General features: G+C 58.7%; 26 protein-coding genes. 16 read left to right on the top strand and 10 right to left on the bottom strand.

The window, feature by feature from the left end:
• Positions 1 to 34 precede the first annotated feature (34 nt).
• From rpsT to ACIQWS_RS01700, 9 genes are all read left to right on the top strand, one after another.
• Complete coding sequence (gene rpsT / locus ACIQWS_RS01740) at positions 35 to 301, top strand: 30S ribosomal protein S20 (RefSeq protein ID WP_105736677.1); 267 nt, start codon at positions 35 to 37, stop codon at positions 299 to 301.
• 865 nt (positions 302 to 1166) lie between these two features.
• Complete coding sequence (dnaA, locus tag ACIQWS_RS01735; RefSeq protein ID WP_374042655.1) at positions 1167 to 2717, top strand: chromosomal replication initiator protein DnaA; 1551 nt, start codon at positions 1167 to 1169, stop codon at positions 2715 to 2717.
• A gap of 186 nt (positions 2718 to 2903) precedes the next feature.
• Positions 2904 to 4022: a DNA polymerase III subunit beta gene (gene dnaN / locus ACIQWS_RS01730; RefSeq protein ID WP_403169633.1), complete on the top strand. Its 1119-nt coding sequence runs from the start codon at positions 2904 to 2906 to the stop codon at positions 4020 to 4022.
• Between the two features lie 20 nt (positions 4023 to 4042).
• Entirely contained in the window at positions 4043 to 5206 is a 1164-nt protein-coding gene (recF, locus tag ACIQWS_RS01725) for a DNA replication/repair protein RecF (protein WP_403169630.1), read from the top strand.
• Between the two features lie 140 nt (positions 5207 to 5346).
• Positions 5347 to 6051: a glutathione S-transferase N-terminal domain-containing protein gene (locus tag ACIQWS_RS01720; protein WP_403169627.1), complete on the top strand. Its 705-nt coding sequence runs from the start codon at positions 5347 to 5349 to the stop codon at positions 6049 to 6051.
• Positions 6052 to 6332: 281 nt separating this feature from the next.
• Complete coding sequence (gene sugE / locus ACIQWS_RS01715) at positions 6333 to 6647, top strand: quaternary ammonium compound efflux SMR transporter SugE (protein WP_105736796.1); 315 nt, start codon at positions 6333 to 6335, stop codon at positions 6645 to 6647.
• Positions 6648 to 6696: 49 nt separating this feature from the next.
• The gene (locus ACIQWS_RS01710) at positions 6697 to 7479 is read left to right on the top strand and encodes a molybdopterin-synthase adenylyltransferase MoeB (protein WP_346306228.1); all 783 of its coding nucleotides are present in this window, start codon (positions 6697 to 6699) and stop codon (positions 7477 to 7479) included.
• A gap of 21 nt (positions 7480 to 7500) precedes the next feature.
• Positions 7501 to 8757, top strand: a complete 1257-nt coding sequence (locus ACIQWS_RS01705) for an aconitase X (protein ID WP_403169622.1) — start codon at positions 7501 to 7503, stop codon at positions 8755 to 8757.
• Positions 8754 to 9167, top strand: coding sequence for an aconitase X swivel domain-containing protein (locus ACIQWS_RS01700; protein ID WP_403169619.1), 414 nt, complete (start codon positions 8754 to 8756; stop codon positions 9165 to 9167). The genes ACIQWS_RS01705 and ACIQWS_RS01700 overlap by 4 nt, the downstream gene beginning before the upstream one ends.
• A 25-nt stretch (positions 9168 to 9192) precedes the next feature.
• On the opposite strand, the gene ACIQWS_RS01695 is transcribed toward ACIQWS_RS01700, so the two are convergent.
• Positions 9193 to 10194: a D-glycerate dehydrogenase gene (locus ACIQWS_RS01695; protein WP_223612408.1), complete on the bottom strand. Its 1002-nt coding sequence runs from the start codon at positions 10192 to 10194 to the stop codon at positions 9193 to 9195.
• Positions 10195 to 10379: 185 nt separating this feature from the next.
• Here ACIQWS_RS01695 and ACIQWS_RS01690 point away from each other — a divergent pair, with 185 nt between their 5' ends.
• Positions 10380 to 10937 carry an SH3 domain-containing protein gene (locus tag ACIQWS_RS01690; protein ID WP_374042648.1) on the top strand — a complete coding sequence of 186 codons (558 nt, stop codon included), beginning with the start codon at positions 10380 to 10382 and terminating at the stop codon, positions 10935 to 10937.
• 75 nt (positions 10938 to 11012) lie between these two features.
• Here the strand turns inward: ACIQWS_RS01690 and irrA are convergent, their stop codons facing one another.
• Complete coding sequence (gene irrA / locus ACIQWS_RS01685; protein ID WP_105736688.1) at positions 11013 to 11444, bottom strand: iron response transcriptional regulator IrrA; 432 nt, start codon at positions 11442 to 11444, stop codon at positions 11013 to 11015.
• 223 nt (positions 11445 to 11667) lie between these two features.
• Here irrA and fabA point away from each other — a divergent pair, with 223 nt between their 5' ends.
• From fabA to ACIQWS_RS01665, 4 genes are all read left to right on the top strand, one after another.
• Entirely contained in the window at positions 11668 to 12183 is a 516-nt protein-coding gene (gene fabA, locus ACIQWS_RS01680) for a 3-hydroxyacyl-[acyl-carrier-protein] dehydratase FabA (RefSeq protein ID WP_105736690.1), read from the top strand.
• A gap of 37 nt (positions 12184 to 12220) precedes the next feature.
• Positions 12221 to 13450, top strand: a complete 1230-nt coding sequence (fabB, locus tag ACIQWS_RS01675; protein WP_105736691.1) for a beta-ketoacyl-ACP synthase I — start codon at positions 12221 to 12223, stop codon at positions 13448 to 13450.
• A gap of 11 nt (positions 13451 to 13461) precedes the next feature.
• The gene (gene fabI, locus ACIQWS_RS01670; protein WP_403169614.1) at positions 13462 to 14277 is read left to right on the top strand and encodes an enoyl-ACP reductase FabI; all 816 of its coding nucleotides are present in this window, start codon (positions 13462 to 13464) and stop codon (positions 14275 to 14277) included.
• Between the two features lie 108 nt (positions 14278 to 14385).
• A complete protein-coding gene (locus tag ACIQWS_RS01665; RefSeq protein ID WP_403169611.1) occupies positions 14386 to 14739 on the top strand; it encodes a hypothetical protein in 354 nt (117 codons plus the stop codon).
• Here the strand turns inward: ACIQWS_RS01665 and ACIQWS_RS01660 are convergent, their stop codons facing one another.
• The 3 genes from ACIQWS_RS01660 to rpsO form a co-directional block, all read right to left on the bottom strand.
• Complete coding sequence (locus ACIQWS_RS01660; RefSeq protein WP_403169609.1) at positions 14740 to 15759, bottom strand: class I SAM-dependent methyltransferase; 1020 nt, start codon at positions 15757 to 15759, stop codon at positions 14740 to 14742.
• Positions 15760 to 15891: 132 nt separating this feature from the next.
• The gene (gene pnp, locus ACIQWS_RS01655; protein ID WP_403169606.1) at positions 15892 to 18036 is read right to left on the bottom strand and encodes a polyribonucleotide nucleotidyltransferase; all 2145 of its coding nucleotides are present in this window, start codon (positions 18034 to 18036) and stop codon (positions 15892 to 15894) included.
• Between the two features lie 216 nt (positions 18037 to 18252).
• Entirely contained in the window at positions 18253 to 18522 is a 270-nt protein-coding gene (gene rpsO / locus ACIQWS_RS01650) for a 30S ribosomal protein S15 (protein ID WP_105736700.1), read from the bottom strand.
• 307 nt (positions 18523 to 18829) lie between these two features.
• Here rpsO and ACIQWS_RS01645 point away from each other — a divergent pair, with 307 nt between their 5' ends.
• Positions 18830 to 19597: a class I SAM-dependent methyltransferase gene (locus ACIQWS_RS01645; protein WP_403169603.1), complete on the top strand. Its 768-nt coding sequence runs from the start codon at positions 18830 to 18832 to the stop codon at positions 19595 to 19597.
• Positions 19598 to 19635: 38 nt separating this feature from the next.
• Positions 19636 to 19983: a gamma-glutamylcyclotransferase family protein gene (locus tag ACIQWS_RS01640; RefSeq protein WP_342897116.1), complete on the top strand. Its 348-nt coding sequence runs from the start codon at positions 19636 to 19638 to the stop codon at positions 19981 to 19983.
• Here ACIQWS_RS01640 and truB read toward each other — a convergent pair.
• The 5 genes from truB to nusA form a co-directional block, all read right to left on the bottom strand.
• Positions 19980 to 20954 carry a tRNA pseudouridine(55) synthase TruB gene (gene truB / locus ACIQWS_RS01635; protein WP_403169599.1) on the bottom strand — a complete coding sequence of 325 codons (975 nt, stop codon included), beginning with the start codon at positions 20952 to 20954 and terminating at the stop codon, positions 19980 to 19982. The genes ACIQWS_RS01640 and truB overlap by 4 nt on opposite strands.
• A complete protein-coding gene (gene rbfA / locus ACIQWS_RS01630; RefSeq protein WP_223612059.1) occupies positions 20955 to 21428 on the bottom strand; it encodes a 30S ribosome-binding factor RbfA in 474 nt (157 codons plus the stop codon).
• A gap of 94 nt (positions 21429 to 21522) precedes the next feature.
• Complete coding sequence (gene infB, locus ACIQWS_RS01625; protein ID WP_403169595.1) at positions 21523 to 24294, bottom strand: translation initiation factor IF-2; 2772 nt, start codon at positions 24292 to 24294, stop codon at positions 21523 to 21525.
• On the bottom strand, positions 24291 to 24932 hold the full coding sequence (locus tag ACIQWS_RS01620) for an RNA-binding protein (RefSeq protein ID WP_374042649.1): 642 nt from the start codon (positions 24930 to 24932) through the stop codon (positions 24291 to 24293). Before ACIQWS_RS01620 ends, infB begins: the two co-directional genes overlap by 4 nt.
• A 31-nt stretch (positions 24933 to 24963) precedes the next feature.
• Positions 24964 to 26565: a transcription termination factor NusA gene (nusA, locus tag ACIQWS_RS01615; RefSeq protein WP_346305932.1), complete on the bottom strand. Its 1602-nt coding sequence runs from the start codon at positions 26563 to 26565 to the stop codon at positions 24964 to 24966.
• Between the last annotated feature and the right edge of the window lie 40 nt (positions 26566 to 26605).

Raw genomic sequence — 26605 nt, 5'->3', positions numbered from 1 at the left:
TGCTGCCGAGTAGCTGACAGAAAAGAGAGGCATCATGGCCAACACTCCTTCGGCCAAGAAAGCGGCGCGTAAGATCGAAGCCCGCACCGAAGTAAACAAATCCCGCCGCTCACGCGTGCGCACCTTCCTTCGCAAGTTCGAAGATGCGGTGGCAAGCGGTGATCAGGCAGCCGCTTCCGTAGCCTTCAAGGCTGTTGAACCGGAAATGATGCGCGCTGCCACGAAGGGTGTCGTGCACAAGAATACGGCATCCCGGAAGGTTTCCCGTCTCGCACAGCGCCTTAAGGGCATGTCTGCCTAATCAGACACAAATAATCTATTTTAAACCCGGCTGGTCCTTAGCCGGGTTTTTTATTTGCCATTTTTTTGGGCATAAATTCGTTTCCGATGAAAAAGATTGTGGCATATCAAAACCCTGACATATGCTGGTCATAAATAGTTTCATACAAAAAGCGACAACCATCATTTCTCATTTAATTTCAATGACTTACGGCAGGTAGCCATAATCGCCAGACCCCAGCCGGGGGAATCTGTCACCCCAGCCTATGTCAAGCGATAATTTAATATTTTTTTTTGATCGCGTGAGTCCGCAGTGCAGCAAAATCGGCATTCCAAAAAAGGCTTTGAATCCGAAGGCTTTTTCCCTGCCCAACCGGAGGTAGTTAAAAAAAACGTAAAAGCGTTAACCTTTAATTCACTAAAAAAGCGGCGCGCCTGCCCTTGCCCTCCCTGCAAAGGTTTTTGTAAGGTCCAGACATCGAAGGGGTGGGCAAAAACCCATTTAACAGGCTTATCAAATTAGTGGGTTCGGACGCAGATTTTTCGTTTGCGTAACGAGTACGTTTTTGTCGGGTATCCGGGTTGTACGACCCTGGATCGTTTCAGAAAAGAAGCAAGTTGGCGGCGCTGGCATCAGCCGGGCGTGAGTCTTTTTGCGCCAAAGTTGAAAGGGATGTGGACGTGGCGGTTTTTAGAATTTCGGTGCGAGATTGTTCAGACCTGTACTACGCGTCCCTGACCTTATCCAACAATTAGCTCCAGGAGATTGAAGGCCGGTCATAGGGGTGACCGGCTCTTGAGGACTGCAACCGGTCATGGACCGGTCCACATGCGAACACGGGCACTATCAAGCCCGAACAGATAAATATCAGGATGAGGCAATGACAATGACCAGCGGAATAATGGAAAACGGCACGAATGCAGCCATGGTCCCGCTCCATATGGACGAAGGGAAAAGTATGGTATCGGCCGGCAGCCAGGGCGAGACGATTTTCGAGAGGGTCAAGACCAAGCTCAAAGCCAAACTCGGAAATGAAGTTTACTCCAGCTGGTTTGGCCGCCTGAAGCTGGATGAGACATCCAAGAGCATTGTTCGCCTTTCCGTGCCGACCGCATTTCTTCGCTCCTGGATCAACAACCACTACTCCGACATGATCAACACGCTGTGGCATGAAGAGGATGAGCAGGTCCTGAAGGTGGAGATCGTTTTCCGCAGCGCCAGCCGCGCCAGCCGCCCCTCACTTGAGGCAGAGCCTGCCTTGCGGGCCGACCAGCGTGCGATTGCCCGCGACAAGCCGGTTTTCCCCGTTGGCAGCACATCGCAGGATAAGAAGGCACCGGCACATTTTGCCGACCGTGCAACGGATCGCCCGGGACAGAACTCCGTGTTCGGTTCGCCGCTGGATCCGCGCTACACTTTCGAGACATTTGTTGATGGCACGCCAAACCGGGTCGCCCTGGCTGCTGCGCGCACCATTGCGGATGCCGGCGCCAGTGCCGTCCGTTTCAATCCGCTGTTCATTCACGCCTCCGTCGGCCTCGGCAAGACGCATCTGCTGCAGGCCATAGCCGCCGATGCCCTGAAGCGCTCGGAGCGCGCCCGCGTGGTCTACCTGACTGCCGAATATTTCATGTGGCGTTTCGCAACGGCTATTCGCGACAACAACGCGCTGTCGTTCAAGGAACAGCTGCGCGATATCGATCTCCTGATCATCGATGACATGCAGTTCCTGCAGGGCAAATCGATCCAGCATGAATTCTGCCATCTGATCAATACGCTGCTCGACAGTGCCAAGCAGGTGGTGGTTGCCGCCGACCGTCCGCCGTCAGAGCTGGAATCGCTCGATGCGCGCGTGCGTTCGCGCCTGCAGGGCGGTGTTGCCCTTGAAATGATTTCGCCGGACTATGCGATGCGCCTGGAGATTCTCAAGCGCCGCCTGGTTGCCGCCCAGCAGGAAGACCAGTCCCTGGATATTTCGCCGGAGATTCTCGATCACGTCGCCCAGTCCGTCACCGGAAGCGGCCGTGAGCTGGAAGGCGCTTTCAACCAGCTGCTGTTCCGCCAGACTTTCGAGCCGAACCTGTCGGTCGACCGGGTCGATGAACTGCTCAGCCATCTGATGCGCGGCGGTGAAGCCAAGCGTATCCGCATCGAAGAAATCCAGCGCATCGTTGCGCGCCATTACAACGTCTCCAAGCAGGACCTTCTGTCCAACCGGCGCACGCGCACCATCGTCAAGCCGCGCCAGATCGCCATGTATCTTGCCAAGATGCTCACGCCCCGCTCGCTGCCGGAAATCGGCCGGCGTTTCGGCGGCCGTGACCACACAACCGTTCTGCATGCGGTGCGCAAGATCGAAGATATTGTCGGCAAGGACCAGAAACTGTCGCAGGAACTTGAGCTCCTGAAGCGCCTGATCAACGATCAGGCCCAATAAGGCTACTTCGCCACTTATCAACAGAAAGCCTGCGGTATGGTGCAATGCAGCCAGCCGCAGGCTTGCTTTTTAGGGTGACTTTCTGCCAATTTGCTTGACCTTGGGGGAACTTCGCCCTCTCGCCAGAAAAAGCGCCGCAGGCCCTTCCGGGCTTTGGGTCGAATAAGACAGTGAGACCGGTTTATCATGCGTGTAACTCTTGAACGTTCCAATCTTCTGAAGTCGCTCAACCATGTTCACCGCGTGGTCGAACGACGCAACACCATTCCGATTCTTTCGAACGTTCTTCTGCATGCTGAGGGTGCAAGCCTTGCCCTCAAGGCCACGGACCTTGACCTTGAAGTCACCGAAGCCACTGCCGCGCAAATCGAGCAGTCCGGTGCCACCACCGTGCCGGCGCACCTGCTCTATGACATCGTCCGCAAGCTGCCCGACGGCGCGGAAGTGATGCTGGCAACCAATGCCGACGGCAATTCCATGACCGTGACCTCGGGCCGGTCGAATTTCCGCCTGCAGTGCCTGCCGCAATCGGATTTCCCCGAACTGACTGCAGGATCCTTCACACACACATTCCGCATCACATCCACGGCGTTGAAAAGCCTGATTGAGCGGACGCAATTCGCCATCTCCACGGAAGAAACCCGCTATTACCTCAACGGCATCTATTTCCATGCCATCGAGAGCGAGGGTTCGCTGAAGCTGCGCGCTGTGGCCACGGACGGACATCGTCTGGCCCGCGCCGAGCTGGAAGCGCCTTCCGGCGCGGAAGGCATGCCCGGCATCATCATCCCGCGCAAGACCGTTGCCGAGTTGCAGAAGCTTGTCGATGATCCCGACATTGCCGTGACCATCGAACTGTCGGACACAAAGATCCGCTTCACCATCGGCTCCGTGGTTCTGACCTCCAAGCTGATTGACGGCACATTCCCGGACTATCAGCGCGTCATTCCATCCGGCAATGACAAGAAACTGACCATCGACCGCCAGAGCTTTGCGTCTGCCGTTGACCGCGTCTCGACGATTTCGAGCGAGCGCGGCCGCGCCGTCAAGCTGACGATTGCCGATGGCCAGCTGACCTTGACGGTCAACAATCCGGATTCGGGCAGCGCCACGGACGAGCTTGCGGCTGATTATGACTCCGATCCGATCGAGATCGGCTTCAATGCCAAATATCTCCTCGACATCACTGCCCAGCTTTCCGGCTCGGAAGCGATCTTCATGCTGGCCGACGCCGGCTCGCCGACACTGGTGCGGGATACGGGCGATGCGAATGCACTCTACGTGCTCATGCCGATGCGGGTTTGACGCAAACGGACAATCCCGCTGTGACCGATGATCCCAGAACGGACGCGGGCAAACCGGCCCGCGTTTCGATCAGCCGGTTGAAGCTTGCGCATTTCCGCAATTACGAAAACCTGTCACTGCGGCTCGGACCGTCGCATGTGGTGCTGACCGGCGAGAACGGGTCAGGCAAGACCAATCTGCTGGAAGCCGTCTCGTTTCTTTCTCCCGGCCGCGGTTTGCGCCGTGCCACCTATACGGATGTCACGCGCAATGACGCGCCCGACGGTTTTGCCATCCATGCCGCCATCGAGACCGAGGAAGGCTCCGTGGATGTCGGCACCGGACTTGCCGGCAATGCACCGGGCGATACCGCGCGGCGGGTACGCATCAATGGTGTCACCGCATCCAGTGCCGACGACCTCCTGGAATATTCCCGCATCCTCTGGCTGGTGCCCTCGATGGACGGCCTCTTTACCGGCGCGGCCGGGGACCGGCGGCGTTTTCTCGACCGGATGGTGCTGGCCATCGATCCGGCGCATGGCCGCCGTGTGCTTGACTATGAGAAGGCCATGCGCAGCCGCAACCGCCTGCTGACGGAAGAGCGCAGCAACGGCGCCTGGCTTGACGCCATTGAAACCCCCATGGCGGAGCTCGGGATCGCGATTGCCGCTGCCCGGGCCGAGCTCATGCGCCTGATCAACGGCATGATCGAACGCCTGCCGGATGACAGTCCCTTCCCCAAGGCAGACTGCATCCTCGACGGCGAGCTGGAAGCACGCATCGGTATCGAATCGGCAACAGACGTTGAGGAGGCCTTTCGCCGCGCACTGCACGACGGACGCAGCCGTGACCGGGCGGCGGGACGCACATTGGATGGCCCGCACCGCTCCGACCTTCTCGTACGCCACCGGCCCAAGGCCATGCCTGCCGAACTCTGCTCCACCGGCGAGCAGAAGGCACTGCTCATCGGTCTTATCCTGTCGCATGCGCGCCTCACGGGAGAACTGGCGGGAATGGCACCCATCCTGCTTCTGGACGAGATCGCCGCCCACCTTGATGAAGGCCGCCGCGCCGCCCTTTTTGACATCATCGAAGACCTTGGCGGACAGGCCTTCATGACGGGCACGGACCGCTCGTTGTTTTCCAGCCTTGCCGGCCGCGCCCAGTTTTTTGACGTGTCGCACGGAGAAGTGCGCGCCGGATAAAGCGGATGATGGCAAGCCCGCCTGCGGCCGTGTTAGCATGCCGGAGAATCGAATTCTTTCTGCAACAATCCCATGAAACAAGGCCTCCATGGACACAGGGCTGTTATCGCTCGGTGCCTTGATCCAACAAAGGAATTCCCATGTCTGATCTTTCTGCCTTCCCTGTTACCAAGCGCTGGCCGGCACAGCATCCCGACCGCCTTCAGCTCTATTCGCTGCCGACGCCCAATGGCGTGAAGGTATCCATCATGCTGGAAGAGCTTGGGCTGCCATATGAGACCCATCTCGTTGATATCGGCAGGAATGAAAGCTGGACGCCGGAATATCTGTCACTGAACCCCAACGGCAAGATTCCCGCTATCATCGATCCGGATGGCCCGGGCGGCAAGCCCCTGCCGCTGTTTGAATCCGGCGCGATCCTGCTCTATCTCGCCGAGAAAACCGGCAAATTCCTGCCTGCTGATCCGGCCCGGCGCTACGAGACCATCCAGTGGGTGTTCTTCCAGATGGCTGCCATTGGCCCGATGTTCGGTCAGGTCGGCTTTTTCCATAAGTTTGCCGGACGGGAGTATGAGGACAAACGTCCGCTCGAGCGTTATGTGACTGAATCGAAACGTCTGCTCGGCGTGCTCGAGACCCATCTTGAAGGCCGTCAGTGGATCATGGATGACGACTACACCATTGCCGATATCGCCACGCTTGGCTGGGTTCGCAACTTGGTTGGCTTCTATGGTGCGGGCGAACTGGTCGACTATGCCAGCCTGAAGAATGTCCCGGCTTGGCTCGAGCGCGGGCTTGCACGCCCGGCGGTGCAGCGCGGTCTCGATATACCCAAGCGACCATAGGCGCCCGGCTGCTGTGATTCCCTGTTGTGAACCTCTGAACGCCGCCGCTTTGGTGGCGTTTGCCTGCACCCCGGCTGGAGTGTGGTATTCGGGGTATCGTTGGGGATGATCTTCGTTCATTCCGCTTGATGTTAAACACCAAAATTACTCAGCGACCGGAAACTTGCCCCGACAATTCCGCCAGCCTAGATAGAACTCTGGAGGACGACCTCCTCGCGGCCGTAAAAGGCTGCGTCTGAACACAAGCCGGGACGGCCCGCACATGGAAAAGGATGGTCGTCATGGCCTGGATTTATCTCGTCGTCGCAGGACTCTTTGAAATCGGCTGGGCCATCGGGCTCAAGTACACCGACGGTTTTACCCGGTTGACGCCGTCGGTACTGACCGGCGCCAGCATGGTGATCAGCGTTCTCGTGCTGGGCCTTGCCCTGCGTGAGCTGCCCGTGGGCAGCGCCTATGCGGTCTGGACCGGCATCGGCACGGTCGGCACCGCGCTGCTCGGCATGTATCTTTTCGGAGAGCCGGCAACGGTCATCCGTCTCGTCTGCATCGGCCTGATCGTCTCCGGCATTGCCGGGTTGAAATTTCTTGCCTGAGACAAATCGGATGCTGCATTCGGGGTCCATCTTGTTCTAATGTAGCGCCATGAGCGACCCTGAAAACCCTGCCTTCACCTCCGCCGAACTTGAACGCTATGCCCGTCACATCATCCTGGCGGAGATCGGCGGTCCCGGCCAGCAGAAGCTCAAGCGCGCCCGCGTGCTTGTCGTGGGCGCTGGCGGACTGGGCGCGCCGGTGCTGCAGTATCTGGCGGCCGCAGGCGTCGGTACGCTTGGCATTGTCGATGATGACCGGGTTTCGCTGTCCAATCTGCAGCGGCAGGTCATACACGACACCGACCTCGTCGGCTCGCCCAAGGTCGAAAGCGCCATCCGTGCCATTGCCGCGATCAATCCGCACGTCACGGTCGAAGCCCATGAAACGCGCATTGCACCCGATAATGCCGCCGATCTCATCAGCCGTTATCACATCGTCGTCGACGGCTCGGACAATTTCGACACACGCTATCTGCTTGCCGATGCCTGTGCAGCGGGAAAACGCCCGCTGGTTTCCGCAGCGCTCGGACGGTTCGACGGCTCCCTGACAACGCTCAAACCCTATGAACGGAACGGCAAGGGCGAACAGAACCCGTCCTATCGTGATCTCTTCCCGTCCCCGCCGCCGCCAGGTCTCGTGCCTGCCTGCGCGGAAGCCGGTGTTCTCGGCGTGCTCCCCGGTGTTATCGGCAGCCTGCAGGCCACCGAAGTCATCAAGCTGATCACCGGTATCGGTGAGCCGCTGATCGGCAGGCTGCTGCTTTACGATGCATTAAGCTCGCGCTTCGAGACGATCAAGTACAAGGCAAACACCGCCGGAGCTGCGGCGTGAGCGGAGACAAGGCCCTTCGCCATGGCGCTTGATCTGACTACGGAGCAAAGGGCAATCGCCAATGGTGCACGCGGCGAGGGTGCGGCAATGGCTCTGCGCATTGTCGCGGCGACAGCCCGCTTGATGGGCGCCCCGTCGCTCATTCCCATCGCGTCCGCCCATATCGACGGCGCACTCTATCACGGTGATTCCGGCACGCTGTTTGCCGAGAAGCTCGTGGAAGGCGGGGCAAGGGTTGCCGTGAGAGCCACGCTCAATGTCGGCTCACTTGACTTGACCGGCTGTTCGAAGAACCGGCTGGAGGCGCATGAGCGCGGCATGGCCCGGCGGATGATGGATGCCTACCGGACGCTCGGCTGCGAACCGACATGGACATGCGCGCCCTATCAGGCCGGGCACCGCCCCGCCTACGGCAGCGACGTCGCTTGGGGCGAATCCAATGCGGTGGTGTTCTGCAATTCTGTCTTCGGCGCGCGGACCAACCGCTATGGCGACTTTCTCGATATCGCCTGCGCGATTGCAGGCTACGCCCCGTACTACGGATTTCATCTCCCGGAAAACCGCCGGGCCAAAATCATCTTCGATGTATCGGGGCTGGACGCGGAGTTCCTGGCGTCCGAGGCCGCGTGGCCGATCCTTGGCAGTCTTTACGGGCGGGAAATGGGCGATGCCGTGGGTATCGTCGCCGGTATCGAGCATCATCCGGGAGAAGATGCACTGAAAGCCTTTGGCGCTGCAGCGGCCTCTGCCGGTGCCGTCGGGCTCTTCCACGTGGCGGGTGTTACGCCCGAAGCGCCGGACCTTGCCACCGCCCTGCAGCATCGGGCGCCGGAAGCGGTGATCAAGGTCACCACCGACATGATCCGGGATTCCCGGCGCAGGCTCTCAACAGCGGCCGGTGCAGACGCCATTCATGCCGTGGCTATCGGCAGCCCGCATCTTTCCGGCGCCGAGTTTGATCGGCTGGAGCGGCTGATCGCCGGACGTCGTCTCCATGTTCCGCTCTATGCCTGCACCGGCCGCCATGTCCTCGCCGCGCTGGAAAGCAGCGGCAAGCGCCAGCTGCTGGAACAAAGCGGCGTCATTATCGTCGCCGATACCTGTGTCGTCGTCACGCCCATCCTGCCCGATATCGACAATGCCGTGCTGATGACCAATTCGGGAAAGTTTGCCCATTATGCGCCGGGCAATACGGGTTATGGCGTTATTTACGGCTCCATGGCCGAATGTGTGGAAAGTGCCGTTACCGGGCGTCCGGTGTTTGGAGCTGCCGAATGAACCGGTTTCAAACAGAAATTCTCGTGCAAGGCCAGCCAACTCTGGCAGAGGCGCTGGTTTTGACAGCCTCGATCAGCTTCTGGGGCGGCGTCAATCCCAAGACCGGACGGATTGCCGACGTGCGCCATCCGCAGCACGGCATCGCCATCAGCGGCAAGGTTCTGTGCCTGCCGGGAACCATCGGGTCGTCATCGGCGGCGGCCGTGCTTCTGGAACTCGTTTCTGCAGGCCTCGCACCCGCCGCCATCATCCTGCATGAACCCGACGCCATTCTCCTCCTTGGCCTGATTGTCGCGCAGGAGATGGGCCACGCAACGCCCATGGCTGTCAAACTTGACCGCAGGGAGTTTACCCCGCTGATCGATCAAACGCTCGCGATTGATATTGCCGGGATGGTCAGCGTTCAATAATTCGCGCTGTTGCCGCGATACCGGCTTAAACGAGGTTGGGCAAAACCCGGTCCGGCGGACGATGCCCGTCAATGAAGGTGCGGATATTGATGATCACCTTCTCGCCCATGTCGATGCGGCCTTCCAGCGTTGCCGAACCCATATGCGGCAGGATGACGACCTTGCCCGCCTTGGCCAACTTACGGAGCTTTGAATTGACTGCAGGCTCGTGTTCGAAGACATCAAGCGCCGCGCCGGAGAGCTTTCCGGTTTCCAGCTGGGCGATCAGCGCCTGCTCATCGATGATCTGGCCGCGCGCCGTGTTGACGATGAAAGCAGAGGGCTGCATCAGCGCCAGCCGCCGCGCCGAGAGCAAATGGAACGTCGCTGGAGTGGACGGACAGTTGACCGAGATGATGTCCATTCGGGCCAGCATCTGATCGAGACTGTCCCAATAGGTTGCTTCCAGCTCGACTTCTGTCCTTGGACTGACCGGCTTGCGGTTGTGATAATGGATCGACAGGCCAAAAGCCTTGGCGCGGCGGGCAACGGCAGTGCCGATACGGCCCATGCCGACAATGCCGAGGCGCTTACCCCAGATACGCCGCCCAAGCATCCAAGTCGGGCCCCAGCCCTCCCATTTGCCGTCATCGAGAAGAATGGATGCGCCTTCCACCAAGCGCCGAGGCACAGCCAACATAAGGGCCATGGTCATGTCGGCGGTGTCTTCGCTCAGGACATTGGGGGTATTGGTGACAGTGATGCCGCGCTTGGCGGCGGCAGGAACGTCGATATTGTCAACGCCATTGCCGAAATTGGCGATAAGCTTGAGATTCGGACCGGCCGCATTGATGATCTCTTCATCGATACGGTCGGTAACCGTGGGCACGAGAACATTGGCTTGCTGGACGGCTTCGATCAGTTCCGCCTTTGACAACCGCCGGTCATCGACATTCAACCGCGCTTCGAAGAGTTCACGCATGCGCGTCTCAACGGAATCGGGCAGTTTTCGGGTGATGACGACCAGAGGCTTTTTGTTAACCAATATTCCCCTCCCTTTTTCCGATGATATTGAGACCTCTTTAACCAAGTCATTGCAAACTGCAATTGCTCTTGAGCTCCGATACTTGTCTATCAAGGCGGCGCGTCAAAGACAAAGAAAAATAGGGATCGTTCCTTGTTCAACCGCATAATTGCCGGAAAAGAGCTCAGAACGATGAAGGACTGATTTTGTTGGGCATCTCATTTATTCGTTCTTTCACACTGACCGCCGGTATTGCGTCGGCCCTTTCCCTCGCCGTTCCCGCGGCGATTCCCGGCATTGCCACGGCTTATGCCGCCCAACAGGTTGGCCCAAGCGGCCTGCCATTGCCGCGTTTTGTCAGCCTCAAACCCGGCCGCGTCAATTTGCGCGTCGGACCGGGGCGCGACTACGCCGTGACGTGGCTGTTTCTGAAATCGGGCCTGCCGGTGGAAATTGTCCAGGAATATGACAACTGGCGGCGCATTCGCGATTCCGAGGGAACCGAAGGCTGGGTCTATCAATCCCTCCTCTCCGGCAAGCGCACAGCGATGACCGCCCCGTGGCAGCGTGACAAGGACAATGTCATGCTGAATGTCTATCGCAGCGCCGATGACAAGGCGGGCATCGTGGCGCAGGTGCAGCCCGGCGTTCTGGCAACCCTCAAGATGTGCAATGGGGATTGGTGCCGGCTGATATTCAGTGGCGCCAGCGGCTGGATGCGCCAATCGGATATCTGGGGTGCCTATCCCGGCGAGAAGTTTGATTGATCCATAGAATCCGGGCGGGCTTGCCTCACATGCCCGTCAGACTGCACAATCCGTCATCATTGATATGCGATTGGATCAGCCGCGTTTTTTGCGCAGGCGGATGATGATGTCCACGTTGACGATTTCCATGCCTTCCGGTACCGGCGGAAGATGGCCGACCATGGCCGAGCCATCCGGAATATCGATCACTTGGTTCTCGCCTTCGACGAAAAAGTGATGGTGATCGGAAACGTTGGTATCGAAATAGGTTTTTGCGCCTTCGACGGCGAGGATACGCAGCATGCCTGCCTGGGTGAACTGGTGCAGGGTATTGTAGACCGTCGCAAGGGAAACAGGCACATTGGCGCCGAGCGCCTCTTCATGCAGTTCTTCCGCCGAAAGATGACGATCGCCCTTGGCAAAGATCAGACTGGCAAGCGCTACACGCTGACGGGTGGGACGCAAACCCGCAAAGCGCAGGCGCTCTTGCAAGGGTACGTCGGCATCAATCTCATAAGAAATATGCATGGCCCGTCTGCCACTCCGTTAAATGATATCAAAAGTCTCACCATAGACTGTTGTCTATCGTGTTACATCATTGATATATGCCGTCTTGCGAAATCGATCAATAGGCCGCAATTCAGCCATTCCGTTAGGGATAAGCCAACAGACCGTTTTCAGCGAGAAACACTCTGTGATAGGGTCCGCCCGCGCAAAAGCGCCAGCATTGAAGCAATTGATGGGAGACAGAATGCCAGAACAGAAATCAAGCTACGGGTATGAAGAGCTCCTTGCTTGCGCCCGCGGAGAGATGTTCGGTCAGGGCAATGCCCAGTTGCCAGCGCCACCCATGCTGATGTTTGATCGCATTACCGAGATTTCCGAGACCGGCGGCGAAAATGGCAAGGGCTACATCCGTGCTGAATTCGACATCAAGCCGGACCTGTGGTTCTTCCCGTGTCACTTCATTGGCGATCCCGTCATGCCGGGCTGCCTTGGTCTCGACGCCATGTGGCAGCTGACCGGCTTTTATCTGGGCTGGCTCGGCGAGCCCGGCAAGGGCCGCGCGCTGTCAACCGGCGAGGTCAAGTTCACCGGCATGGTCACCCCGAAGACCAAGATCGTCGAATATGGCATCGACTTCAAGCGCGTCATGCGCGGTCGTCTGGTGTTGGGCATTGCGGACGGCTGGCTAAAAGCCGACGGCGAAACTATCTATAAGGCAACCGACCTGCGGGTTGGCCTATTCAAGGAAAGCGCTGCCTGACCCTATCGGTCAGCGCAGCACCTTCAAGGAGATCGCAATGCGGCGAGTGGTTGTGACGGGGATGGGTATCGTGTCCTCTATCGGAAATAACGTGCAGGAGGTGCTGGAATCCCTGCGTGCAGCGAAATCGGGTATTGTCTTCGCGGAAGACTATGCAAAATACGGTTTCCGCAGTCAGGTGCACGGCGCTCCCACGCTTGATCCGGCAACGCTGGTCGACCGGCGCGCCATGCGCTTCCATGGCGGGGGAACCGCATGGAATCACGTGGCCATGGACCAGGCCATCGCCGATGCCGGTCTTGATGAAAGCCAGATTTCCAACGAGCGCACCGGCATCATCATGGGTTCCGGCGGTTCATCCACCCGCACCATCGTCGAGGCTGCCGATAAAACCCGCGAATCGGGTTCATCCAAGAAAGTCGGCCCGTTCGCCGTGCCGAAAGCCATGTCTTCGACCGCATCGGCAACGCTTGCCACATGGTTCAAGATCAAGGGCGTCAACTATTCCATTTCATCGGCCTGCGCGACGTCCAATCACTGCGTCGGCAATGCCTTCGAGATGATCCAGTATGGCAAGCAGGACATGATGTTTGCCGGCGGCTGCGAAGATCTCGACTGGACGCTTTCCGTGCTTTTCGACGGCATGGGCGCCATGTCCTCCAAGTTCAACGACCGGCCTTCGGTTGCATCGCGCGCCTATGACAAGAACCGCGACGGTTTCGTCATCTCCGGCGGCGCAGGCGTGCTGGTTCTGGAAGAGCTGGAACACGCCAAGGCGCGCGGCGCCAAGATTTACGGCGAAATCGTCGGTTACGGCGTGACATCGGACGGTGCCGACATGGTTGCGCCAAGCGGTGAAGGCGCCGCCCGCTGCATGCGGATGGCCATCGAGAACGTGAAGGGCAAGGTGGATTACATCAATCCGCACGCCACATCGACACCGGTTGGCGATCTCAAGGAGATCGAAGCCATTCGCGAAGTGTTCGGCACGGCTGAGGCCGGTTGCCCGCCGATCTCGGCGACAAAATCACTGACCGGGCACTCGCAGGGTGCCACCGGCGTACACGAATCAATCTATTCGCTTTTGATGATGAACCACAATTTCATCGCCGAGAGCGCCAATATTGAAGAACTCGATCCGGCATTCGAGGACATGCCTATTGTGCGCAAGCGGATCGACAATGCCAAACTGGATACGGTGCTGACCAATTCCTTCGGATTTGGTGGCACCAATGCAACGCTGGTGTTCCAGCGTTTCCAGGGTTGAGAGGGAAGAATATGGGTGAACTGATGAAAGGCAAACGCGGTCTCATTATGGGGGTCGCGAACAGCCATTCCATTGCCTGGGGCATTGCCAAGGAACTGGCCGACAACGGCGCTGAACTCGCCTTCACCTATCAGGGCGATGCCTTCGGCAAGCGCGTTGCGCCGCTCGCGGAACAACTCGGCTCCAAGCTGCTGCTTCCCTGTGATGTTGAGGATATCGCAACCGTCGACGCCGTGTTCGAGACCCTTGAAAAGGAATGGGGCACGATTGATTTCGTCGTGCATGCCATCGGCTTTTCCGACAAGTCGCAGCTCAAGGGCCGCTATGCCGATGTCACCACGCGCGACAATTTCAGCCGCACAATGGTGATATCAGCCTATTCCTTCACGGAAGTGGCGCAGCGTGCTTCGAAATTGATGACGAATGGCGGCTCCATCCTGACGCTGACCTATGGCGGCTCGACCCGCGTCATGCCGAACTACAACGTCATGGGCGTGGCCAAGGCTGCCCTTGAAGCCATGGTGCGCTATCTCGCCGCCGATTACGGCCCGGAAAGCATCCGCGTCAACGCGATCTCCGCCGGTCCGGTCCGCACGCTGGCTGGCGCCGGCATCGGCGACGCACGCGCCATGTTCTCCTACCAGAAGCGCAATGCGCCGCTGCGCCGCACCGTCGATATCGACGACGTCGGCCGCTCGGCGCTCTATCTTCTCTCGGATATGTCGAGCGGCGTGACCGGCGAAATCCACTATGTGGACTCCGGCTACAACATCGTATCGATGCCAACGCTCGAAGAACTGAAGAAATCCGACGACGGCAAGGAATAAACCCTCCTGCCAGAATTGACAGCAGTCCCGTGAGACCAGGCTTGGTTTTGCGGGATTTTTGTTGAAAGTGGGCCTCCCTTTTTCGTCAGGAATGTCAGGAGACCCACCATGCGCCTCGTTGAAACGCTTATCTACAGCCTGTGCCCGGGAACAGGAGCCGAATTCCACAAACTGGTGTGCGAGGAAAGCCTGCCCATACACCAGTCCATCGATATGGACGTGGTCGACTTCGGCCAATCGGAGCATCACCCCGATGCCTATTTCCTCGTGCGCGCCTATGACAATCTCGACCACCTCAACGCTTCGCAGGAAGCGCTCTATTCCAGCGATACCTGGCGCAGCGGACCACGTCCCGCCATTTTGCAACGGATCGTTGTCAGCCTCAAATCCATGGCGTGGATGAGCGAGGCGGCCATCGAAGAAACGAGGCTGTGCGGTATCCGGCGGCGGCGATTGAACTGACTATTTTTTCGCTTCGATGATCTTGTAACCGGCAGTGTCCTCAATCGGCAGGACTGAGCGGAAGAGTGCCTTCAGACCCGCCTCGTAGGGCATCTGGCGGTTGGCAACGAGCAGCAGTCTGCCGCCCGGCTTCAGCCGCTTGGCGGCAGCCGCAATGAAACCCTGCCCCATGGTCGGGTCGGCACTGCGTCCCGCATGGAATGGCGGGTTCATGACGATCGTGTCGTAAATCTCGGCGATGGCTTCGCCATTCACATCATGCCAGTGGAATGACAAAGGCAGCTCGGTTGCACCGGCAAGGTTCAGCTTTGCCGCTTCCAGTGCTTCAAAATCCGCCTCATAGACTGCCAGCGATTTCAGCTTTTCCGGATGTTTCAGGACTTCGCTGGCAAGATAGCCCCAACCGGCGCCGAAATCGGCGACATGGCCGCTGATGCGTCCGGCAAAATGCTTCACGAGCAGCGCCGAGCCCTTGTCGATGGCCGTGTGGGAAAACATGCCGGGTGCGGTGGTGAAACGCTCTTCCACGAGAGTCGGTTCGGCCACAAGCGCCTCCACCTGTGCCTCATCGAGAGCCTCGGGCCGCGTAAACCAGAAAGCCACCGCATGGTGCTTGGACAGCCGGTCGGTGACCGGCGCAAATTTCTCGACCGTCTTGCGGAAACTGTCGATACCAAGTTTCTTGTCGCCGCCCACCACGATCAGGCCACCCGCTTCGACATGGCGCAAAGCCTGCGCCAGCCATGCCTCATTGCGCCCACGATGCTTGCCAAGAAGGATCAGCGCGCCCTTGAAGCTTTCCCTACCCTCAAGACGGGAAACCGCCTGGAAGCCCGCTTTTTGCAATGCGTTGTAATCCGGCCTGAATGGTTGAAAGGCTGTCAGCACATCTTTCCATGCAGGATCGATGTCGCGCTCCACCTCGGCGCCAAGAAACAGCCATGCGCTGCCCGCGCCGGGAACCGGCAGTATCCCGTCTTCAAAGGGCAGAAAGAGCGTCTTGAGTGCGCCGTTGGCCATGGCAATATCCATCCATCAATAGGTCTGTCTGAAGCGGAATTGACTGGAATGGCAACCTTCCACGACAATCGAACTCCGCCAAGAAAAAAGCGCGCCACGAGGGCGCGCTTTCATCACGTCAAAGCAAGAGGCTTATTCAGCGTCTTCTTCAGCCTGCTTCTTTTCCTGAACGATTTCCTTGCCGGTTTCCTGGTCGACAACCTTCATCGACAGGCGAACCTTGCCACGTTCGTCAAAGCCCATGAGCTTGACCCAGACCTTCTGGCCTTCCTTGACCACATCGGAGGTCTTAGCAACGCGCTCGGAAGCGAGCTGGGAGATATGGACCAGACCATCGCGCGGACCGAAGAAATTGACGAATGCGCCGAAGTCTGCGGTCTTGACGACCGTGCCTTCATAGATTTCGCCGACTTCAGGCTCAGCAACGATCGAATGAATCCACTTGCGGGCGGCTTCGATTTCCTTGGCAGAGGAGGACGCGATCTTGACCGTGCCATCGTCTTCAATGTTGATCTTCGCACCGGTCTTTTCGACGATTTCACGAATGACCTTGCCGCCAGAACCGATAACGTCACGGATCTTGTCGGTCGGAATGTTCATGACTTCAATGCGCGGAGCAAATTCGCCGAGTTCCGAACGGCCTTCGGTGATAGCCTTGGCCATTTCACCGAGGATGTGCAGACGGCCGTCCTTGGCCTGACCCAGAGCAACCTTCATGATCTCTTCGGTGATACCGTCGATCTTGATGTCCATCTGCAGGGCAGTGATACCGCCTTCAGTACCGGCAACCTTGAAATCCATGTCGCCGAGGTGATCTTCGTCGCCGAGGATGTCGGACAGAACAGCGAACTTCTCGCCTTCGAGAATCAGGCCCATGGCAATACCAGCAACCGGACGGAGCAGCGGAACGCCGGCATCCATCAGGGCAAGGGACGTGCCGCAGACAGTCGCCATTGAGGACGAGCCGTTGGATTCGGTGATTTCCGAAACCGTGCGCAGCGTGTAGGGGAACTGTTCCTTGGCAGGCAGAACGGGATGGATAGCGCGCCAGGCGAGCTTGCCATGACCGATTTCACGACGGCCGGGCGAACCCATGCGACCTGTTTCACCGACCGAATAGGGCGGGAAATTGTAGTGAAGCATGAAGGTTTCTTTGTACATGCCGGTCAGCGAGTCGACATACTGTTCGTCTTCGCCGGTGCCGAGCGTTGCAACAACGATGGCCTGTGTTTCACCGCGGGTGAACAGGGCCGAACCGTGGGTGCGCGGCAGAAGGCCGACTTCCGATACAATCGGACGAACCGTCGAGAGGTCGCGTCCGTCGATACGGCCGCCCGTGTCGAGGATGTTCCAGCGAACGATCTTCGCCTGAACCGACTTGAACACGGTCGCGATCTGTTCGGCGGAGAATTCCGGCTCTTCAACACCTTCCGGGAAGAAGTGTGCCTTGACCTTTGCCTTGGCCGCATCAACAGCGGCATAACGCTGCTGCTTATCGGTGATCTTGTAGGCTGCGCGCAGATCGGCTTCGCAAACCTTGAGAACCGCAGCTTCAACAGCAGAAAGATCTTCTGCCTGGAAATCGCGTGGCTCTTTTGCAGCAACTTCAGCAAGCTTGATGATCGCATCAATAACCGGCTGGAAGCTCTTGTGACCGAACATCACGGCGCCGAGCATGACGTCTTCAGCCAATTCGTTGGCTTCCGATTCAACCATCAGAACGGCTTCGCCTGTACCGGCAACAACGAGATCGAGGCTCGACTCAACCATTTCGTCGATGGTCGGGTTCAGCTTGTATTCGCCGCCGATGTAGCCGACGCGTGCGCCGCCGATCGGACCCATGAATGGAACACCGGACAGCGTCAGCGCTGCGGAAGCACCGATGAGCGAAATGATGTCAGGATTGTTTTCGAGATCGTGCTGGATAACCGTCAGAACGACCTGTGTGTCGTTCTTGTAGCCATCGGCAAAGAGCGGACGGATCGGACGGTCGATCAGGCGCGAAACCAGTGTTTCGTTTTCGCTCGGACGGCCTTCACGCTTGAAGTAGCCGCCTGGGATCTTGCCGGCCGCGTAGGTCTTTTCCTGGTAGTTTACGGTCAGCGGAAAGAAATCCTGACCTGGCTTTGGTTCCTTGGCGGAAACAACGGTGGCGAGAACGACGGTTTCGCCGTAGGTGGCGAGAACTGCGCCGTCAGCCTGGCGGGCAATCTTGCCCGTTTCCAGAATGAGCGGACGACCGCCCCATTCGATTTCAACTTTGTGTTGATTAAACATATCTTGTCCTTCAGTGGGGAAATACGCGCATCCCTTTGGATAGCAGCATGTTTCGCCCGTTTCGTTTCAGACCAATCACGGGCAAGACAACGTGCAACTCGTATGGCCGAGTTGCCTGCAATCCTGCCCCATGACCTGCCTCATGGTAGCGTTCATCCCTGTCGGGGATAAACAGAGACCGGCGGAGCGACTGAACGCACCCGCCGGTCCAATCCGTTAGCGGCGCAGGCCGAGCTTTTCGATCAGCGTCTGGTAGCGGCCTTCGTCTACACCCTTGAGGTAGTCAAGGAGACTGCGGCGCGTCGAGACGAGCTTGAGAAGACCACGGCGGGAATGGTTATCCTTCTTGTGGTCCTTGAAGTGCTCGGTCAGGTTGACAATGCGCTCTGTCAGAACTGCAACCTGGACTTCCGGGGAACCGGTGTCGCCTGGCTTCGTTGCGTATTCAGAGATCAGTGCCTGCTTGCGTTCAGCGGTAATCGACATCGTATGTCCTTTCTTTTGAAGGGAAAACGGGATGCCCACGGCCGGGATGTCGTCCAGCGGGGGCCGGTTAAAGCGGCAGGCAAAGCCTGTCGCTGCGGGCCGTATAGTCGAAAATGTGACAAATTACCAGCCGCAAATGATTCGACCGCTTTTCAGCTGTCGAACCGGGGGCAAAACGGTCATATACATTTTGCCATCTTATATTAGACGGGAACTGCGGCATGAGCATGGCATGTCCCTGCCCGCCCCGTTTTCGCCAATCCGCCTTTCCATACTGGTTGGCGGGCCAATGATCCGGAGTAAAATCATGAACACCATTCATCACGCCGCTGCCACGGGTTTTGCCGCTAAGGCCGACAATTATGTTCTTGGCCGTCCGGACTACCCGCCGGCACTCGATGCATGGTTGCGCGATGAACTGGATCTGGAACCCGGTAAGACCGTTGTCGATCTTGGCGCCGGAACCGGCAAGTTTACGCGCCGGCTCATGACGACGGGCGCTGCGGTCATCGCCATTGAACCTGTTGCCGAAATGCTGCAAAAACTCACCGATGAACATCCCGAGATTTCGGCCAAATCAGGCACAGCCGAATCGATCCCTCTTGCCGATGCATCCGTCGATGCGGTCGTCTGTGCGCAGGCATTCCACTGGTTTGCCACCAAAGCCGCACTCACGGAAATCCGCAGGGTGCTTAAACCCGGCGGCAGCCTCGGGCTGGTGTGGAACACGCGGGACGCGCGCATTCCCTGGGTGGCAAAACTGGCTGATATCTTTGCGCCCTATGAAGGCGACACGCCGCGGCACCATACCGGTGAGTGGAAAAAGCCCTTTCCGTTCAATGGCTTCAGCGCGTTGAGGGAACATCACTTTTCCAACAACCATACTGGTGCGCCAGAAGACGTTATCGTCAACCGGGTGCTGTCGACCAGCTTCATCGCCGCCCTGCCACCGGAGAAACAGGAACGGGTTGCCGCCGACGTTCGCACCCTTATCGCAAACGAACCGACGCTCGCTGGAAAAGCGGAGGTTACCCTGCCCTACGACACCGCAGCCTACAGTTGCATCAAGGAATGATATTCGCCAATAAGGACGAAGCGCCAGAGGAGCACACCATGAATGACACACCGGCGATCCATCTGTTTTCCTATGGAACCCTGCAGCAGGAGGGTGTCCAGCAGTCTTCCTTCGGCCGCCTTCTGCAAGGCGCGCCGGATGCGATGCCAGGTTTCAGGAAATCGATGATCGAAATCACCGATCCCGATGTCATCCGTGCCAGCGGCAGCAATTTCCATCCCATCGTCGTGCCAAGCGGCGATTCCGGCGACGAGGTCGCTGGGACGGTTTTCAAGATCACGGCGAGCGAACTCGCCGCGGCGGACGCCTACGAAGTGTCCGATTACAAACGCATCGAAGTGCGGTTGAAATCAGGAATTGATGCCTGGGTTTACGTGAAAGCTTAAGCGGTGAAAACGCGCTTGGGCTTGAACTGACCCTGTTCGATGAAGCCGATGGCAAGAAGCTTGCCCTTGCTCGTTACGCAGGCTTCGTCAGCCTCCACCGGCGCGTCGCGGCCACGCAGGATGACCGGGTTGCCCATGCGGATACGGTGCGCCTGATCGTCGGAGAGGGCGACCTGCGGGAGGCTCTCCAGCGCTGCGCGGGTATCGATCAGGAATGCATCCATCACCGAGAAACGCGCCTCGATGGCTTCGTAGGAACGGTCCTCGCCTTCCTCACCCTCGGCAGGGGCCGGCGGATGGGCCGCTTCCAGTTCCTCGAGCGTGACGAAATCCTGTTCGTCAAAGGGAGCAACTTCAATGCGGCGCAGATCGGAGATATGACCATAACAACCGAGATCCCGCCCCATGTCCCGGGCGAGTGAGCGGACATAGGTGCCCTTGCCGCATTCGACTTCGAAAATCGCGGTGGACGCGTCGGGCTGTTCAATCAGTTCGAGCCGGTCGATTTCGACTTCGCGTGAAGGGATTTCCACGTCTTCACCGCCGCGTGCCAAATCATAGGCGCGCTCGCCGGCAATCTTGATGGCGGAGAATTTTGGCGGAATCTGCTGAATCACACCAGTATACCTGGCAAGAATAGCCTTGATCGATGCCTCGTCCGGACGATGCTCCGATGTGACGGTGATCTCGCCTTCCATGTCGTCCGTGGTGCGTTCAGCACCCCACGTGACCGTGAAGCGGTAAATCTTGGTTCCGTCCATGACATAGGGGACGGTCTTTGTCGCTTCGCCCAGCGCAATCGGCAGCATGCCGGATGCGAGGGGGTCGAGCGTGCCGGCATGTCCGGCTTTTTCAGCCTTGAACAGCCACTTGATCTTGGAGACGGCTTCGGTCGAGCCCATGCCCTTCGGCTTGTCGAAGATCAGCCAGCCGGATACGGGCCGGCCTTTTTTCTTGCGCTGTCTCGACATTCAATTGTTTCCGTTGCCGTCAGGGCCATGTCCCGGCACATCGCCAGGGTTGGGATCATCATGATCATCATCGTGATCGTGATGATCATCGAGATCGCGGGTCACCTCGGGCTTGCGCAGCAGCGCATCGATCTTGGCGTAGTTGTCAAAGCTCGAGTCGATGCGGAACCGGAATTCCGGCATGTATTTCATCTGCTTCAGATAGGCCGCTGCCCGGCCGCGGATGAATTTCGCATGCTGGTTCAGCGCGGCAATCACCGCATCGCTGTCTTTCGCGCCAATGGGCGAGACAAAGCAGGTAGCGATCTTGAGATCCGGCGACATGCGCACTTCAGAAATGGCGACAACGGCGTTTTCCAGCGTGTCATCACGCACGTCACCGCGCTGAAGCACCTGAGAAACCGCGTGACGCACCTGCTCACTGACGCGCAGCTGGCGTTGCGAGGGGCCGGACGATGAGGCAAAACGAGACATATTTATCGTATCCCAAGATACAGGAGATCGCCGGTTTTTGTTCCGGCGATCCTGTTATCGATGATTTAAACGCTGCCCTTGCAAGGGCTTAGCGTCAAAGTGTGCGGGTAATGTGTTCGACGCGGAACGCTTCGATCGTATCGCCTGCGCGAATATCGTCATAGTTCTCGAACGCCATACCGCATTCCTGACCCGCAGGCACTTCGGACACTTCGTCCTTGAAGCGCTTGAGCGTCTTGAGCTTGCCTTCGTGAATGACAACGTTGTCGCGGATAAGGCGTACGCCCGCACCACGTTCGACCTTGCCTTCCGTGACACGGCAACCGGCAACCTTGCCGACCTTGGTAATGTTGAAGACCTCGAGGATCTCCGCATTGCCGAGGAAGGTTTCGCGGCGTTCCGGCGACAGCAGGCCGGACATGGCTGCCTTCACGTCATCCACCAGATCGTAGATGATGTTGTAGTAGCGGATCTCGATACCTTCACGTTCGGCCAGGTCACGCGCCTGCTTGTTGGCACGCACGTTGAAGCCGATGATCGCAGCATTGGAGGCTTCGGCAAGAGCAATATCGCTCTCGGTGATGCCGCCGGCACCCGAATGGATGATGCGTGCGCGAACTTCGTCAGTTCCGAGCTTGTCCAGCGCACCGGCAATGGCTTCGATGGAACCCTGCACGTCGCCCTTGATGAGCAGCGGGAATTCCTTCAGGCCGGTGACCTGCAACTGGCTCATCATCTGTTCGAGCGAGCCGCGCGAGCCAGCCTGACGGGCCACTGCCTTTTCACGGGCAAGACGCGTGCGGTATTCAGAAATCTCGCGGGCCTTGGCTTCGTTTTCCACCACGGCAAAGCGATCGCCAGCCTGTGGCGGGCCCTGAAGACCCAGAACCTCGACCGGCGTTGCCGGACCGACTTCCTTCACCGTTTCACCGCGATCATTGACGAGCGCGCGGACACGGCCCCATTCGCTGCCGGCAACGATGATGTCGCCCGGACGCAATGTACCCTTCTGGACGAGAACGGTCGCAACCGAACCACGACCGCGGTCGAGCTTGGCTTCGATGACCACACCTTCGGCCGTCCGTGAAGGATCGGCTTTCAGGTCGAGAATTTCAGCCTGGAGCAGGATCGTTTCGAGCAGCTTGTCGAGACCGGCACCGGTTTTCGCCGACACTTCCACGTCGAGCGTTTCACCGCCCATCGATTCCACGAAGACTTCGTGCTGCAACAGGCCATTGCGGACCTTCTGCGGATCGGCGGACGGCTTGTCGATCTTATTGATCGCCACGATGATCGGAACACCCGCTGCCTTGGCATGGTTGATCGATTCAATCGTCTGCGGCATCACGCTGTCGTCGGCGGCAACCACAAGGATAGCGATATCCGTGGCCTGTGCACCGCGTGCGCGCATCGCCGTAAAGGCGGCGTGACCCGGCGTATCGATGAACGTGATCTTGTGACCGTTCTGCTCGACCTGGTAGGCACCGATGTGCTGGGTGATGCCACCGGCTTCACCGGACACCACGTTGGCCTTGCGGATGGCATCGAGCAGCGATGTCTTGCCGTGGTCGACGTGACCCATGATCGTGACAACAGGCGGACGAGATTCGAACGCACCTTCGTCGTCCTGCACGTTGAAGATACCTTCTTCAACGTCGGATTCCGCAACGCGGCGAACCGTATGGCCGAATTCCTCGGCAATCAGCTGAGCCGTATCGGCGTCGATCAGATCGCCCGGCTTCATCATCTGGCCTTCCTTCATCAGGAACTTGATGACGTCAACCGAACGTTCGGCCATACGCTGTGCAAGTTCCTGAATGGTGATGGTCTCCGGCAGAATGACTTCGCGCGCGATTTTCTCGCGGGTGTCCTGCTGCATGCCACGCTTGAACTTTTCCTGGCGGCGGCGCATCGCGGACAGCGAACGGCTGCGGCCTTCATCGTTCAGCGCTGTGCCCAGAGTGAGCTTGCCACGGCGACGCTCGTCTTCACCTTTGACGACCTTGGGTGTGCGCACTTCCGGCTTTGCCGGAGCGGCACTGCTGCCGCGGCGGGCGCCAGCAGGCCCACGACGTTCTTCTTCTTCGTCAGCGACGGGCTTGCGGACGGCACCCTTCGGCGCAGCTGTATCTTCGGCCGCTTTCGCGGTTTCAGGCTGGCGCTTGCGGGCTTCCTCTTCCGAACGCTGCTTGGCTTCGGCTTCCTTGCGCAGGCGCTCTTCTTCCTCAGCCTGGCGGCGGGCGGATTCTTCGCGCTCCTTGGCGCGCAAAGCATCTTCCTCCGCACGGCGGGCAGCTTCAACAGCCGCACGCGCACGATCTTCCGCATCACGAACTTTTGAACCCTCAAGTGCCTTGCGGCGGGCTTCAAGCTCGGCGGACGACAATGTGTTCAGCACCATGCCCGAACGGTCGTTCGGACGCGATGAACGGTAGGGCTGCTGGGCAGGCCGCTGCGAATGCGCCGGAGCAGCGGGACGCGCGCTCGCGGATGCAGAAGCGGCAGTCGTGCTTGGCGCAGGAGCCGCCGGACGCGGCGCTGGCGCAGGAGCAGCATTTGATGTCGTTGCCTGTACGGGTGCAGGGGCCGGCTGGGGAGCCGCCGGGCGCACAACCGGTGCAGAAGGAGCAGGTGCCGCAGATGCGGGCGCCGGTGTTGCCGGTGCCGGCGCAGCAGGAGGCGTTACCTCCGGCTTCTGATCCGGAAGGCTAAACTTGCGCTTCTTGGTTTCAACGACAACAGACTTCGTGCGGCCATGACTGAAATTCTGACGCACAGTGCTCTGTTCAACGCCAGGCCGCTTCAGGGTCAGGGTCTTTTTATTGACGCCAAGCGTCTTGTCGTCTGTCGATTTTGTATCGCTCATTCCGTTTCCGTTTCCTTCGCGGCAGATGCCGCTTTAGCGTCGGCCAGATCCGTACGGCCATCGCGAAAATGCTGTAGCAGCCAAGCTCGCTCGACGAACCCGGCAGCTGCCTTCCCCTTGAGTACGGCAGCATGTATCACATTTACCCCGCCTAGTGCCAAATCCATTTCACTGCTTTCAAACAATGAAAGGGCGGGAATTTCCGGTCCGCCGGCATAAACTACCGAACGGCGGGCCTGGTCAAGCTTGCGGATGCCATCTTCCGCTGCTTCACGGGCATGAAGAACCATCGCTGCGGTGCCGTTGCGGATAGCTGAGTCCACTTTTGCGGCCCCTGTTACCACAACACCGGCCTTGCGCGCCAACCCAAAACTGCCAAGCGCGAATTTTACCAGCATCTGCTCAACAACCAACCCGAAATCGTCCGGGACAGTCACATTGGTTTTCAATGCGCGCGGGAAGAGCTTTCGCTTGACCGCTTCATCAATATAACGCCGCTGGGCCTTCACCCAACACCCCCGCCCGGGAAGATTGCGCTTCAAATCAGCGACAACCGCCCCGTCCGGGCTTGCAACGAACCGGATCATGTCATCGACAGAACCGCCTTCGCGCGTGACAATGCATGTCCTGTCATTCATTTCCGGTTCCACGTACAAAGGCCTCTCGCTCTCAGCCAGCGACCTCTTCGTCCGGCACTTCATCCGTCTCAACAGCAACCAGATCGTCTTCGGTGATCCAGCCTGCCTTGAGGCGCGCTGTCAGAACCATCTGCTCCGCATCGGTACGGCTGACTTCGAAAGCCGAGAGAATGCCGGGATGGTTGATTGTCTCACCATCCTTGCGCTCACGCCAGCCGGTCAGTTCATCCACCGCATAACCGGCAAAATCTTCGACCGTCTTGACGCCGTCTTCGCCGACAGCAACCAGAATGGCATTCGTCATGCCAGGCAGATCGCGCAGTTCATCCGAAACACCCAGCTCCTTGCGGCGGGCATCACGTTCAGCTTCGATGCGGCCGAGATATTCCTGGGCGCGCTGCTGGATTTCGCTTGCCGTCTCCTCATCGAAACCATCGATGGAGGAAATTTCATCGCCATCCACATAGGCGATTTCCTCGACGCTGGCAAAACCTTCCGATGCGAGAACCTGACCGACCATCTCGTCGACATCAAGCGCTTCCATGAACAGGTTGGAGCGTTCGACGAATTCCTTCTGACGGCGTTCCGACTCTTCCTGCTCGGTGAGGATATCGATATCCCAGCCGGTCAGCTGCGATGCAAGGCGCACATTCTGGCCGCGACGACCGATTGCCAGGGATAGCTGGTCATCCGGAACCACAACTTCAATGCGTTCAGCATCCTCATCAAGCACAACCTTGGCGACTTCCGCCGGCTGCAGCGCGTTGACGATGAAGGACGCCGGTTCAGGCGACCACGGAATAATGTCGATCTTTTCGCCCTGGAGTTCACCGACAACCGCCTGAACGCGCGAGCCGCGCATACCAACGCAGGCACCGACAGGATCGATCGAGGAATCGCGCGAAATCACGGCAATCTTGGCGCGCGAGCCGGGATCACGGGCAACCGACTTGATTTCGATGATGCCGTCATAAATCTCAGGCACTTCCATGGTGAACAGCTTCGCCATGAACTGCGGATGAGTGCGGCTCAGGAAAATCTGCGGGCCGCGCTGTTCGCGGCGCACGTCATAGACATAGGCGCGAACCCGGTCACCGTAGCGGAATGTCTCGCGCGGGATGAGTTCGTCGCGGCGGACAATGGCTTCACCACGACCGAGATCGACGATGACATTGCCGTATTCGACGCGCTTGACGCTGCCGTTGATGATTTCGCCGACACGATCCTTGTATTCGTCATACTGGCGGTCACGCTCGGCTTCACGCACCTTCTGCACGATAACCTGCTTGGCGGACTGGGCGGCAATGCGGCCGAAATCCATCGGCGGCAGCTGATCGGCAAGGAAATCGCCGGGCTGCGCATCGGGATTGCGGTCGCGCGCGGCATCCATGCTGATCTGCGTTACCGGATCTTCAACGTCTTCGACAACTTCCAGCAGGCGCTGCAGCTTGATCTCGCCGGTCTTGGCATTGATATCGGCGCGGATATTGGTTTCCTGACCGTAACGCGAACGCGCGGCTTTCTGAATGGCATCGGCCATTGCCGCAATAACGATCTCGCGGTCAATCGACTTCTCGCGGGCCACCGCATCGGCGATCTGCAGAAGTTCTAGCCTGTTTGCACTGACTGCCATGTCTTTCTCCTTGAAGTTCCCCTTGGGGGTTCATCGCACC

The sequence above is a fragment of the Phyllobacterium sp. NPDC097923 genome (genome assembly GCF_044760925.1).
Lineage (GTDB): Bacteria > Pseudomonadota > Alphaproteobacteria > Rhizobiales > Rhizobiaceae > Phyllobacterium > Phyllobacterium calauticae.
Note: the sequence above shows the minus strand (reverse complement) of the source record. Positions and strands in the feature narration are given on the sequence as shown.